Annotated in this window: 9 protein-coding genes; all 9 read right to left on the bottom strand. The window is 46.8% G+C overall.

Annotated features, from left to right (window positions below):
* Window positions 1–194: 194 nt before the first annotated feature.
* The 9 genes from HQN90_RS13555 to HQN90_RS13515 all read right to left on the bottom strand — a co-directional run bounded on the left by HQN90_RS13555 (window position 195) and on the right by HQN90_RS13515 (window position 13,861).
* The gene (locus tag HQN90_RS13555) at window positions 195–4,976 is read right to left on the bottom strand and encodes an S-layer homology domain-containing protein (protein ID WP_173219089.1); all 4,782 of its coding nucleotides are present in this window, start codon (window positions 4,974–4,976) and stop codon (window positions 195–197) included.
* A 231-nt stretch (window positions 4,977–5,207) separates the two neighbouring features.
* Complete coding sequence (locus tag HQN90_RS13550) at window positions 5,208–5,882, bottom strand: MgtC/SapB family protein (protein ID WP_173219356.1); 675 nt, start codon at window positions 5,880–5,882, stop codon at window positions 5,208–5,210.
* 50 nt (window positions 5,883–5,932) lie between these two features.
* The gene (gene ald / locus HQN90_RS13545) at window positions 5,933–7,066 is read right to left on the bottom strand and encodes an alanine dehydrogenase (RefSeq protein ID WP_173219353.1); all 1,134 of its coding nucleotides are present in this window, start codon (window positions 7,064–7,066) and stop codon (window positions 5,933–5,935) included.
* A gap of 19 nt (window positions 7,067–7,085) precedes the next feature.
* Complete coding sequence (gene phnW, locus HQN90_RS13540) at window positions 7,086–8,201, bottom strand: 2-aminoethylphosphonate--pyruvate transaminase (RefSeq protein WP_216855312.1); 1,116 nt, start codon at window positions 8,199–8,201, stop codon at window positions 7,086–7,088.
* 27 nt (window positions 8,202–8,228) lie between these two features.
* Entirely contained in the window at window positions 8,229–9,044 is an 816-nt protein-coding gene (gene phnX / locus HQN90_RS13535; protein WP_173219350.1) for a phosphonoacetaldehyde hydrolase, read from the bottom strand.
* A 34-nt stretch (window positions 9,045–9,078) separates the two neighbouring features.
* On the bottom strand, window positions 9,079–9,864 hold the full coding sequence (locus tag HQN90_RS13530) for a DeoR family transcriptional regulator (protein ID WP_173219083.1): 786 nt from the start codon (window positions 9,862–9,864) through the stop codon (window positions 9,079–9,081).
* Window positions 9,865–9,913: 49 nt separating this feature from the next.
* Window positions 9,914–11,638 (bottom strand): putative 2-aminoethylphosphonate ABC transporter permease subunit, encoded by a 1,725-nt coding sequence (locus HQN90_RS13525; RefSeq protein ID WP_173219080.1) that lies wholly within the window; start codon window positions 11,636–11,638, stop codon window positions 9,914–9,916.
* Window positions 11,638–12,675, bottom strand: coding sequence for a putative 2-aminoethylphosphonate ABC transporter ATP-binding protein (locus HQN90_RS13520; protein ID WP_173219077.1), 1,038 nt, complete (start codon window positions 12,673–12,675; stop codon window positions 11,638–11,640). Before HQN90_RS13520 ends, HQN90_RS13525 begins: the two co-directional genes overlap by 1 nt.
* Window positions 12,676–12,763: 88 nt before the next feature.
* Complete coding sequence (locus HQN90_RS13515) at window positions 12,764–13,861, bottom strand: putative 2-aminoethylphosphonate ABC transporter substrate-binding protein (protein WP_173219074.1); 1,098 nt, start codon at window positions 13,859–13,861, stop codon at window positions 12,764–12,766.
* Between the last annotated feature and the right edge of the window lie 57 nt (window positions 13,862–13,918).

The following is a 13,918-nucleotide window of genomic DNA, read 5'->3' as shown; positions in this document are numbered from 1 at the left end:
TATGGAATTTTGTTGCAAAAAAAGTGATCTCTTGGGTAAACTCGTTGGTAAGTCCAGACGGTATATGGCGTTAATCGGCTTGTTCGGAATTTATCGGTTTGTGAAACAGTATCCTGACGTTCCTTTATCTGTGCGAAGTTAAAGAAAATCGCCAACCTCCCTGATCATATAGGTGGTTGGCGATCTTTTTATGTCTATTTCAGTAGATTGTAGATAGCTTGCGCTGCTTCCGCACGAGTCGTATGCTCACCAGGTACAAACAACCCTTCTTGACGCCCCGAGAGCAGTTTCGCTTTGAGCGCACTGTTCACGAAAGGCAAGGCCCAATCGCTGATCTTGGATGCATCCGAGCTTGCTGCTGTGGACGCTTCAAGTTTCGATCCTGTCCGGTGCTCATAAGCGCGCACGAGCATGACGGCCATCTCTTCTCTGGTAATGCTGCGATTCGGTTCGAAAGCTTGCTGTCCATTGCCAGAAATAATGCCGGCTTTATAGGCGGCAGCCACTTCCTTCGCATACCAGTCTTTCGCTGTCACATCACCGAACGGAGACGTTTCTGCAGATGAAAGACCTAGCGTCCGGGCCAGCAAGGCTGCGAACTCGGCACGGGAAATGTCTTTGCCAGGCGCAAAGGTCGTGTCCGTCGCTCCGTTAACGATATGCTGAGCGGACAACTCGCGAATCGTCGCATATGCCCAGTGCTGGTTGGTCACGTCGTTGTAATTCTTCTCCAAAGAAAGCACCGCGTACTGGCTGAGTCGGTCAGTTCCGACTTCAATTGCGGTATTTCCATTCATACGCTTTCCGCCTAAATACACAAGGCTTCCGTCTTTCTTAATCTCGTAGATGCCAGCCAGTTTCGGATCCATGCCCGAAGGAATCGCGAACGTCATCGTGACAGGCTTCTCAAGCTTATTCAGGACAAACTGTTTGCCCTCAGCGTCGGTTGCGAAGATCGAGAGATCGACCACCTGTCCGCCCAGTTTATAGATACCGTTGTCCTTGCGGCTTGCTTCCTGCAGCGTCCGCTCTGCTTGCGCTGCTGTCATCGGTTCGATTTTCACCGTAACCTCAGCCTTCTTGTCAGGTGAAGGCAGCAAGCTGCTTGCGGATTTCAACAGATCGCCTGGAACAGTTAGTTTTACGTTCGGAGCCTGAACTTGCAAAGAGCGTCCTTCAAGCTGCTCAGCCTGCTCCACCCCAATAATCAGGCGATTCTTCCCTTCCGGTAGATCGACGGATACGATTGACTGACCGTCCTTCAAGTCCTCGTCCTTGATGGTTACTGCATCTTTCGGCAGTTCCGGTTTATCCGGCGTTGTCGATGGTCCTGAAGAACCGGATGACCCCGAATCTGAATTTGAACTTGACGAACGATTTACCGTAAGGCCATATTCCTTGAACGTGCCATCCTGTGCCGTCACCTTAACGGTGAATACATTGGAGCCGACATATAAGCTGCTGCCCCCAGTGACAACGACTGTAGATGCAGCATGATAGACCGAATAAGTCACAGTGGCCACGGTTGTGCTATATGGAACATCCATGGCGTAGTTCAGCTTGTCCGGTGCAAAGCCGCTCACTGTCATTCCATTCACTTGCAGATCCCGCAGCGTTGCATTGGACGATGCAGATTGGGGTTGTCTGGTTACTACGACGGCATACGTACTATTACTTGTACCATCTTGCGCCGTCACCGTAACAATGACTGGATTATCGCCGACGATCAAATTATCGCCGCCACTCACTACTACGGTTGCAGCAGAATTCGCTTTCGAATAAGTCACGGTTGCCACTGTCGTCTCATAAGGTACCGACATCGCATAGTCGAACTTATCCGGTGCGAAGCCGCTGAGCGAAGCGCCATTGACTTTCAATTCAGTTAAAGCAGCATCCCCGCTAAAAGCCTTTCCACCAGTAAAATCAATTTCGCTCATACTGGTATAGGTTGCGACTGGATCATAAGTTCCGGTCACGACGAATTTCACATACCGGCCCTTCAGTGTTTTGTCCAAAGAAACATAGTCCTTATAAACCGTGCCTGTCCATGTCTTGCCAAACGTGCCGGCAGCATTGTTCGCCGCATTGCCCAGGAATGCAGGATCGTCGAAGTCGGCCAGATTGTCCGAGGCGTACAATTCAAACGTTTTTGGGAATGCCATATACGATTGATTGGTACGACTCTTTCTCTGAATACCAGTGATCTTATTCGTGTTCTTCATATCGATAATGACCCAATGCGGGAAAGGCGCAGCCGGCGCTTGATATTTGGAATGCCAAATCGTCGTCTCTTGCCCGTCCAGGATGTTTTTCGCTTCATCTTTGTCATTTTCAGCATAAGAGCTGTAAGATTGCAGGGAAAAACTTGTTTTCGGTATGAATGTGTACACGACAGCATCCTGCGCTGCTTTCAATGCCCAAATCAAATCGAGATAGGCCTGATCGATTACCGTCGCATTGGAGCCCGATGTCAAAGATTTTGCTCCAGCAATCTGAGCCGTCAGCTCATTTTGCACCTGTACAGGGAGTGATAGTCCTGTTGTACCCACAATATGCGCAGCGAATTGCTCAGCTTCCTGAATTTTTGTTGTCAATTGATTGAAATTGTATAAATTCTCCGACGTCTCTTCTTTATAGGAATCGGATAACGCTTTGGCTTCGGTGGCAGTCAGAGCGCGCTTCCAGATTTTCAGATCGTCCAGTGTAACTTCTGCTCCGCCATTCCCCTTGTTGCCATCGGCACCTAGAATAATATTAAAAGAAGTATCAAGGCTGGCTGTACCTAATATAGAAATGTCCTTGGTTGCCTTCACAACACCGTCCACATACGTTGAAGCTGTCTTGTTTGTCCTGTCTACGGACAACGTGAAGTAGTGCCACTCTTTCCCCACATTTTGAGCGGAATAATCAATGCGATTGCCTCCAGCAGCCATATTAAGAGACATGTAGTTCGTAGTCGCAGGGCCAACATACCACCCAGGATTCCCACCCGAATTCCAGTTTTTATTAGCGAGAACCGTCTGATCTCCAGCCAAGTCCCCCATATGCCAGAAAGAGATCGTGAAGTTGCCATTTCCGAATTTCAAGTCGGATCTGTCGCCTAGATCAACATAATTCGCATTGCCGGCTGCAATGCTGACGGCTTGACCGGATTTACCTGAGACAAAAGTGACGTCACCGCTTTGAGTAGCTTTGCCGATTACACTTGGAGCAATGTCACTGAGATTGTCATCGAATTTCATATCGGACACAAGCCCATTCCACATCGTATTCGGGTCAATCGGAGTCAATCCAGGCGCCGTTCCTGCGGTTCGATAAGTGGTCTGCACAGGAGCGCTTTTGTTGCCATAAACATCCACCGCTGTCACGCTGACAACAAAGGAAGTTGCCGGATCCAAATCGGCCATCGGAATATTCATTTTATTCGGAATCGGTGAAAAGTAGTAATCTGACAACACATTGAATGATTTCACTGGTTCAGCCGTTCGCTGGTTCAACAGCTTGATTTCATAGTGGTGCATGGACTGATCGTCCTTGGCTTGTCGGAAAGAAAGCACCGGTACGTTATTGGCTCCCGGCAGCATTTTGATCTCGGGTTTCGCCGGGAATTGAGGCGCCGTTTTGTTGCGGTTGCTTGTTGTGTACGTGAAGTTGTTTTTAATTTCCGCATTGGAATTGCCTTGCAGCTTCACAACCCATTTCTTCCCTGCTAATGCCCCGGTGCTGGAGTACGGAGGCGGGGTACCCGCTCCTTCGTTACCTATTCCTTGCCACTTACCTCCATTAATAATGGAGCCAGGATCGCCGTTATACTCCACTCGCTCAATCTCTATGCGATCCTCGTACACCTCAATGAATTCCGACTGATTGACAGGGAATTCAAAACGATTTGCCATTAGACCTTCATGTGTGACAGCAGCGTACCCGCTCTCTGTCTCTACATAGGACATGGATCCCAAATTGATCGCTGTAAAGTCTTTCTGGTAAATGGAACGGTCATCGTTAATATTCAGATGCGAGTGACCGGATAAAACAATAACTTGTGGAAAATCCTTTAAATCCGCATACAGATTCTCATTTGTAGACTGCATGCCGTCCATGACTGTACTTTTAACCGGATGATGCAAAGTAATAAAGATCGGCTTGTTAAGGTTTGCCGGATCGCTCGTCAGCGCTGCTAGTCGCCCCTTCAGCCAATTCCTTTGATTCGTGTCAATATTGTAGTTGTTCCCGTTCAAAAAGAAAAAGGAATAGTCTTTAATCGTCTTTTCGTAATACCCGTTCTCCTGGCTCGTGAACCATTCGTCCGGATAGCCAGCTTTGACCTCTGCTACGCTGGCATCATGGTTGCCGATCGCGATCTGTACAGGCATACTTCCCCAGCCTTTTCGTGCCATTTGCTCTTGGAAAACCTCGCGAACAAAAGCATGATCCGGCCCCTTGCCATCGAAATTATCATTGATTAAATCGCCTCCGATAACAATGGCATCCGGCTTGAAAATGGAAGACATCACATCAAAGTTGCTAGTGTACCGTGCTTTCGTACTGAGTTTATCCTCCGGTGTTTTCGTTCCGATATGGATGTCAGACATAGCTGCAAATTTCAGCAGCGGTTGTTCGGATGTTTTGATGATGTAACCATAAGTCCCGGCTGTACTCCAAACGCCGTCTTTCAGGGCAATCACCGAAACGTTCGTCGATTCCGTAAGAACGATCGGCGTTCCGTTGTACTTGAGGCTGGTCTCGTCAGGCAATGTGCCGTCGAGCGTGTAATAGATGTCCGCACCTGCGGTCGTGGTGGTAAGCGCAACACTGATGGATTGTTCATAGCGGCCCGCAGGCGTGGAAGGGACTGGCTTGTCGACAATGACGGCGGCCGATACGACCGGGATAAAGCCTGCTCCCGATGAGTAAATTACAGAGCAAGCAATGGTACATGCCATTAATACGGATACGAATTTCTTGTGTTTCAACACGAGGAGTCCTCCTTTTATAAAGTTCATTTGTTACGTAACATACGGAGCCGGTGCGCCGAGCAATGTTGCCTAGTAACTGATTAACTTAATAGAGGCACCCCCTCTCAACAAAAGTAAAAGAAATTTATTTTTGTTGTTTTAATTATATTTAATTGTATTATATTGGTTTTATGTTTGTGGATTGTTAGATGAATATGATGATTTTGTAAATATACCGAGGATTTTTTTCAATTATCTGCTTTCAATTTCCACATAAGAAACATGTTCAACTGATTTCAGCGAGGCATAGACATCCGTTGCCTGCACTTTTTCATATGTTAGCAATTTCAATTCCAGCTGGTTGGAGCTTCCTTCCACATCTTTCACTTTGACGCGCTCCACCTGCAGCTTTAATTCTTTCAACTTTTGAAAGATTCGATTTGGATCCTGACTTTCATGAAAAACAATTTTCACTTCCAAGTATCTTTGTTTGAGTGAACGGGGACCGATTAACTTAATCAGGACGGGGAACAAATTAACGGACAGAATAATAAAGATGACGGCTACAAAAGCCTGGAGATAGTACCCAGCCCCCGTTGATATGCCTAGCGCAGAGGCCGACCATACCATAGACGCTGTCGTCAACCCGGAAATTTCATCATTGCTTTTTCTTAAAATAACACCTGCACCCAAGAATCCGATGCCGCTTACGATTTGTGCAGCGAGCCGCATCGGATCCATATTGGTGTGGCCGGGAATGGAGAATTTGCTTACTGACTCGATGGAGACCATCGTAATCAAACAGCTTGCAACGGCAATGACCATATTCGTCTTCATGCCTACAGGCTTATGCTTCAGCTGTCGATCAATTCCAATCAGCATGCCAAGAAATAGAGCAATACCTAGCTTGATAACAAAGTGAGACATCAACATCGCACATCTCCTCTCCTCTCGTTTCTGGCAGCAGGCGAGGCTTTTTATACGGAAACGGACAGATCGTTTAATACGCTATCAATCTCAACATAGGGATACCCCTGCGCTTCAGCAACTGCTTTATACGTGACTTTGCCTTCAATTGTGTTAAAACCTTTTGCCAAGTCTGGATGCAGCAATCCCGCTAATCGATAGCCTTTATTGGCAATTTGCAAGCCATAGCCTATCGTCACGTTCGTTAATGCAACTGTTGATGTCTGTGCAACCGCTCCAGGCATGTTGGCAACCGCATAATGCACAACGCCGTGCTTCACATATGTTGGGTTGCTGTGCGTTGTAATCCGGTCAATCGTTTCAATCGAGCCGCCTTGATCAATAGCTACATCCACGATAACCGAACCAGGTTTCATCGTTTTCACAACAGCTTCAGTCACAAGTCGCGGTGCTCGGCTGCCCGGAATCAAGACGGCGCCGATCAGCAGATCCGCTTTCTTAACTGCCTCCGCAATATTGCTGCTATGCGACATTAGCGTGCGCAGACGTCCCTGAAATTGGTCATCCAGCTGGCGCAGCCGCTCTGCATTAACATCCAGCAGCGTCACGCTTGCACCTAAGCCAATGGCCATTTTGGCCGCTTGCGTTCCGACCACGCCGCCGCCGATAATGACGACTTCAGCTGGCGCTACGCCCGGAACACCGCCAAGCAGAATCCCTTTTCCTCCTTTGGACTTCTCGAGGAATTGGGCACCGATTTGAATGGACATCCGGCCGGCGACTTCACTCATCGGCGTCAGGAGCGGAAGCGATCCATTGCTTAATTGAATCGTTTCATAAGCGATGGCTATCACTTTCTTTTCCGTTAACGCACGGGTCAATTCGGATTCTGCGGCAAGATGCAAATAAGTAAACAGAATTAATCCTTCCCGAAAATACACGTACTCGTCTTCAAGCGGTTCCTTTACTTTAAGAACCATCTCAGCCGACCAAGCTTCCGCTGCAAAGGGGACTATTTTCGCACCTGCTGCGATATAATCTTCGTTTACGAAACCGCTTCCCCAACCAGCGCCCGCTTCAATCCAAACCTCATGCCCATACTGTTTAAAAGTGGCAACACCCGCAGGTGTAATGCCAACTCGATTCTCATTGTTTTTAATTTCTTTGGGTACGCCAATAATCATGCTCATTCATCCCCCTTGGTTATGTCCAAAACTTTTCTTGCTGTATCGCATCTACAAGACGAATCATATCGTCTACCTGTACTTCTCCGATGTTGCCAATCCGAAACGTATTCGCATTCGTAATTTTCCCCGGATAGATCACAAAGCCTCTGCGCTTCAATTTCTCATATAAAGTCTGGAACTGGAAAGCTTCGCTTTCCGGATATAAGAAGGATGTGATGATCGGCGATTGCAGTTGCTCCGGCAGCAGCGTCTCGAAACCGAGCATTTTCATTCCTTTGACAAGTGCTCGCTGGCTTGTTTTGTATCGATTGTACCTAGCAATAACGCCACCTTCATCTGCCAGCTCTTTCAGAGCTTCATAGAATGCACGGACGACATGAGTTGGAGAGGTGAACCGCCATTTGCCGTTATAATGCTCCATTTTGTCCCATTGATCGAACAAATCGAGGGAATGCGAGCGGGCCCAGCCTGCACACTTTGTCAACTCATCGATCTTGGCGATAACAAAGCCGAATCCGGGAACTCCTTGAATGCACTTGTTCGCGCTGCTGATCAGATAATCAATTTGCAGTTCCGCCATATCCATCGGAATTCCGCCAAATGAGCTCATCGCATCCACAATATAAGTTTTTTTATATTTTTTAGCTATCCGACCTACCGCTTCAATCGGGTTTAACATGCCTGTCGTCGTTTCACAATGAACAACTGCTACGTGCGTAATATTCGCATCTTCTTGCAAAATGATTTCCAATTGATTCAAATCCGGAGGAGCAACCTCTCCGTTATCCAAGAGGACAAGCGGAATGTTCAGCATTTTGGCCATATGAGCCATCCGCTGACCATAGGCGCCATTGGCCATGACGAGAATCTTGCCATTCTGCGGAATAACGCTTCCGACGACAGCTTCTACGCAAAATGACCCGCTGCCTTGCATCAGAACGGAGCTATATAGCGAAGTCTCCTTGGTTGCTAATTGTACAAGCCTCGCGCGTATATCCTGGACAATTCGATTATAGTCATCATCCCATGTACACCAGTCTTTCAGCATGGCCGCTTTTACCCTTTTACTTGTGGAAAGCGGTCCGGGAGTCAGAAGTAAATAAGGATTGTCTTCAATCAGCTCAATATTCATCGTTGTACTCTCCTTCGCCCTGTTCATCTATTCGTTGCCTCCAGTCATACGCTCGTTAATATCATCAATGACATGCACAAGATCGCCTATTGTCGGGATTACGTAATGAGCTCCGGCTTGAAAGAAACGTTTCTCAACGACAGCCATTTTCTCTTTCAGTTCTTCAGCTGGCAGCGTTTTTACTTCCTCCTCGGTAAGGCCAAGTTCGCTTCCGCCTTTCACGACACCGACACTCCATGCGCCTGCATTGACACCTTCCTGAATATCGCTGATCGTATCGCCAACTTTGACAATCGCCTTAAACGGATAGACGCCTAAATTCATGGCATTTATGTAGCACATCCAAGGATGAGGTCTCCCCGCTCTCACTTCAGAAGGAGTCACCAAGGAATCCGGCTCATATCCTTTCCGTTTGGCTTCCCGACTCACAATATCCATCATTTCTCTTGTATATCCGGTTGTTGAGCCTATTTTCAGCCCTCTTGCCCGCAGCTCCTTCACCAAATCCAGAGCACCAGGAATCGGATCCGTGTACTGCGGTAAAATTTCAAAAAGCATGGGCTCAAAATCAGCATACAAGTCATCCACATCAGCATCTGTCGGCAGAGTCCCGAATTTGTCCTTCCATAACTGCGCGATTCGCGGTATGCCGCACAACGTTTGGATATGATCCCACTTTAATAACCCCATCGGCCCACGCGCTTCTTCAGCGGTAATGGCAATGCCCCGCTTCTCAAAAATCCGCAGAAACACTTCCAAAGGCGCGAAACACCCGAAATCAACCATCGTACCTGCCCAATCAAAAATAACGGCTTGAATTTGACCTTCAACATTTTTCGCCATCATAACCATCCCTCTCACAGTTCATAAAATATTGTTATTCGGATACAATCCACTGAGCACAAACACGCTCTAATTCAGCTTTCCAATCATCCGGTGCTGGAACTCCACTAACAATGATATCGATTCCCTGCAAATCCGACATTTTATAAAATTGCACCAAACCTATTTTGGAATGGTCGGCAACCACAATGTTCATTCTGGCGTGCTCCATCATCTTCCTCGCTAGTTGACCGCGCTCTTCATCAAACGACGTGACCCCTTTGTCGATCATCATACCGTCGATGGAGATAAACGCTTTGTCTGCATAAAAATGCTCCACCATGGACTCAGCCAATGAGCCAACAACTCGGGATTGCAGCGAACTCACTTTGCCCCCGATGAAAATTATTTCTCCAGAGTAGAGATCTCTGTTTTTATAATCAATGAGTGCAAAAAGCGCAGGAATGGAGTTGGTCAAAATCGTAAGATATTCCTTATCCAGCAAATGTTCGACCATCTGCAATGTCGTCGAGCCGTCATCGATGAAAATCACTTCATTATCCTCTACGAGTGCAGCAGCCGCTTTGCCTATTTTGCGTTTTTCGTCCGCATTCAGCACTTCCCTGTTCATATGCGAGGGCTCTTCCCGGGAACGGTTGATTTTCACCGCACCTCCGTAGACCCGCTTCAGCTTGTTATCCTCTTCCAGATCCTCCAGATATCTGCGTATGGTCTCGGCAGATACTCTGAGTACTTCCACAAGCTCATTGGTCGTAACTTTGCCTTCCGAATTGATCTGATTAAGGATATACTCTTTACGCTCTTCGCCGATTAATGACACGAACGGCAACCCCCTTGTGCATCTTTCAAAATGAGTAGTAAAGCAAAGGCTATTTGCGAACTTGCCAAGCATCTGTTTTCTTTCTTACATTCTTCGAAAGGAGGGTGTACAGCAGTCTTACGATAATGTTCGTAATCACAATGAGCACCGCCATGGCTGCTGCCGCTGCGACATCGCCTGCATCTTCCATGCTCACCAAGGCTACGGCAGCTAAGTTCAAATCCGCAGACCGCAGAAACACAACGGCAGAAACGGTAACCATCGAGTTGACGAAGAAGTACATGGCAATTTCAATAATTGCCGGCAAACACATCGGAACCGTAACTTTCAGCAATGTCTTGTAGAAGGGTACGCGCATCGACTCTGCAACGAGTTCGAATTCTTTATCCAGTTTCTTCAGCGCCGTCGTTGCTGTGATGAAAGGCACGCCATAGAAGTGAGTAATATTAGCCAGCACAAGGATGATCATCGTTCCGTAGATCCAATTCAAGGGATTGTTCGGATTGTTAAAGAAGAAAATGTAGGCCAGACCTATGACCATACCAGGCAGGGCAAGCGGCAGTACCGACAGGAAATAGCCAATCTGCCTAAGGCCGTTCAAATGACGCGATTTCTCGATCAAATATGCGAATAAGAAGGTGATGAATGTTCCGATTATTGCTGTAAAGAACGATACCTGTAAACTAGTCCAGAACGGGTCAAGTCCGGAACCTGCTACATGGGAGAAATCATAATGTTTGAAACTGAAACTTAAATTATAAGGCCAAACTTTGATCAAGGAAGCACAGACAATCGTAACTAATGGAATGAGAATTGCGATAGAAATGATCCAGCCGAATAGTTGATAAAATGTATCACGGGTTTTCCCTGCATTAATCCGATAGGGAGTCGATTTGGAAGAAAGCATAGACCGCTGTTTTCGTTCCACCATTCGATCCACCACAAAGGCGATAATCGCGGGAATCGTTAACAAAATGCCAACGGTAGCGCCCATCGACATATTTTGCTGTCCGATGACTTGCTTATAAATATCTGTCGCCAATACGTTGAATTTGCCTCCGATCGCTTGCGGCGCCCCGAAATCTGTAAAACAGGCCGTGAAGCAAACGAAAATCGCGCTTATTAATCCATATTTGACCGATGGCAGGGTAACTGTGAGAAACATTTTCGTCTTGCTCGCGCCTAATGTTTCCGCCGCTTCATACAAGCGCTGATCTGTGATGGACAACGCAGTAATGAAAATGAGAAATGCTTGCGGAAACAAATAAATCACCTCGGAAATGACGATGCCTACAGGACCGTAAATCGGTATGCTGATACCGCTTGGCAATAATCCGAAAAATCCCTTTGTCACGATGCCTTGATTGCCAAAAAGATACGTCAGGGCGATGCCATGCATCATCGTTGGTTCAAAAAGCGGCAGCATCGCAACATAGTGCAAATAGGCTTTGCCGCGAATAGTTGTCCGGCTAATCCCATACGCATACAGGAAGGCCAGCGTGACGGCAATAACGGTCGAGAGCAGAGAAACCCATATCGTATTCCATAACGATTGAGCCAAGGAAGGCGTAGTGAAATATTTGATGAAGTTATATATCCCGATGAATTCAGCATTCTTGTCGAAAAAAGCTTTACTGAATAATAAGCAGAGCGGCACTAATGTCGTTGTGGACAACGTAATAACAAGCGCGGCGATAAGGAAATTTTGCAGATTGATGAGTTCTCCCCAGTTTCGGTGAACAGGCGGTGTCCAGCCAGAAGTTTGCTTCTCCATCACGCAGTCACCACGTCATCCGGCTTAAATGAAATCACCTTATCTTGCGGAAACTCAACGGAAACTTCGGCAAACTTGATCAAGTTAAGTTTGTGAGCATGCCCAGAGGATATATCCACGGAGAGCAGTTGATTGCCAATCATCTCCTTCAGTTCGCGAATTGGCTGCAAAAGCAATCTATAGAACGGACCTCTGAACTCCATATGCTTGACGACAGCTTGAAAGCCTGAACCTGGAGAAGATATTCGAATGTGCTCGGGCCTGACAGCTAAATGGGTAAGAGGAACATTCCCTTTATGGGTCCCATAAGCCAAGAAATTAATGGACCCTATAAAATCAGCCACAAATGGCGACTCCGGTTGATCATACACTTGCTGGGGAGATCCAACTTGCATAATTTCAGCATTATTCATAACAACAATCCGATCGGCCATGGTTAAAGCCTCTTCTTGATCATGGGTAACCATAATCGTTGTAATACCCAGCTTCTTTTGCAAATTACAAATTTCTTCGCGCAGCTTAGCCCTCACTTTGGCATCCAGCGCCGATAGCGGTTCATCAAGCAAAAGGAAATCTGGTGATAAGACGAATGCTCTGGCAAGTGCAATCCGCTGCTGCTGTCCGCCCGAAAGCTGTGCAGGAAAGCGGTCTTTCAAGTGCAGCAGATCGACCAGCGACAGCGCTTCGCTTACCTTATCGGCGATTTCCTTCTGCGACAATTTTCTTCCTTGCAGTCCGTAGGCCACATTCTGATTAGCGGTTAAATTCGGAAATAAGGCGTAGGATTGAAAGACCATCCCGAAGTTTCGTTTGGATGGCGGCAAAGCCGTAATGTCCTTGCCTCCAACCATTACTCGCCCGCGCGTCGGTTTCTCAAGACCCGCGATAATGCGCAGCAATGTTGTTTTGCCGCAGCCGCTTGGACCAAGCAAGCAAATGAACTCATTTTTTTGAATATCGACATTTATTTCTCTAAGCGCTGTAAAGGAATCAAATGTTTTGTTCACACCTTGAATGGATAAATAGGCTTCTGGCATAAGATGCCTCCTTGAACTTAGAATAAGAAGGAAGCGGCTGCTAACCGCGACAGGGCCAGGAATCAGCCGCTTCCGGATACTCGCTTGACTATTTTTTTGGCTCGCTCTTCGTGTTGTAACGTTTATCCCATTCAGCCAAAATACTTTCACGATTTTTTGCAGTTTCATTCAAATCGTTTTTGATTAATTGTTTAAGCGGGTCCACTTTGTAACCTTCCGGAAGTTTGGAAGCGTCTGTTTTGATAGCCAAGATCGCATAGTTTTTGTTGTATTCCAGCATGGCTTCGTCCGTAATAGCCCAATCCAGGAACTGCTGTGACGCTTGTTTCATTGTTTTCTTCTTGATGAGTGCATTGGCTTCTACGTCCCATCCAGAGCCTTCTTTGGGAAATACGACTTCAACCGGGGAACCGTTCTTTTTCTCTTGCAACCCGCGATATCCGAAAGAAATACCAATCGGGTACTCGCCGGTGCCAGCCAATTTAGCAGGTTTCGATCCGGAGTGAACATACATGCCGATATTATCGTGCAGTTTGTTCATGTAGTCCCAAGCTTTGTCTTTGCCATCCAATTGAATGAGTCCGGATACGGTCAGGAAGCCTGTTCCTGAGGAAGATGGGTTCGGCATCGTAATGAGACCTTTATATTCCGGTTTAATTAAATCTGCATAAGATTCAGGAATAGGCAATTTACGTTTATCCATCTCTGTTTTGTTAACAATGAAAGCTGTTTCCCAAGCATCAATGCCTACCCAATGCGCGGGTACATTTTTATCTTTAAATTCAGGAAGTATACGTTCCACCCCCTGCGGAGCATATGGCTCCAATTGATTATTCTGATCAAGCACCAGCAGGCTTGTTGCGGCTACCCCCCAAACAACGTCTGCTTGCGGATTATCTTTCTCGGCCAGCAGCTTGGCTGTGATGACACCTGTCGAATCTCGGACAATGTTAAGTTTGATGTCCGGATACTTCGCTTTGTAACTAGTCAGATAGTTCTTGATAATATCGTCTTCCAGCGCCGTATACACGGTCAATTCCTTACTGGTTGTATCCAAACTCCCAGTTCCTGCTGGACTTGCGGCAACTCCGGATGTTGTCTCATTGCTGGTTGTAGATTGGCCGCATGCCGTTAATAAAGATACCAATGTAGCAATAACGATTAGACTTCCAGTTAATTTTTTCATTGTTCCGCTTCCTCTCCTGGTTAGAATTTGTCCCTTCCGATACATCACACGCTCTTC

Source organism: Paenibacillus alba, assembly GCF_013204855.1.
Classification (GTDB): Bacteria; Bacillota; Bacilli; order Paenibacillales; family NBRC-103111; genus Paenibacillus_E; species Paenibacillus_E alba.
The sequence above is the reverse complement of the archived record's forward strand: the minus strand, read 5'-3'. Positions and strand labels throughout refer to the sequence as shown.

Coding starts and splice junctions, on each gene's coding strand:
- HQN90_RS13525 (WP_173219080.1), bottom strand. CDS start 11,638: ATGGAGAAGCAAACTTCTGGCTGGACACCGCCTGTTCACCGAAACTGG.
- HQN90_RS13550 (WP_173219356.1), bottom strand. CDS start 5,882: ATGTCTCACTTTGTTATCAAGCTAGGTATTGCTCTATTTCTTGGCATG.
- HQN90_RS13515 (WP_173219074.1), bottom strand. CDS start 13,861: ATGAAAAAATTAACTGGAAGTCTAATCGTTATTGCTACATTGGTATCT.
- HQN90_RS13520 (WP_173219077.1), bottom strand. CDS start 12,675: ATGCCAGAAGCCTATTTATCCATTCAAGGTGTGAACAAAACATTTGAT.
- phnX (WP_173219350.1), bottom strand. CDS start 9,044: ATGGCGAAAAATGTTGAAGGTCAAATTCAAGCCGTTATTTTTGATTGG.
- phnW (WP_216855312.1), bottom strand. CDS start 8,201: ATGAATATTGAGCTGATTGAAGACAATCCTTATTTACTTCTGACTCCC.
- ald (WP_173219353.1), bottom strand. CDS start 7,066: ATGATTATTGGCGTACCCAAAGAAATTAAAAACAATGAGAATCGAGTT.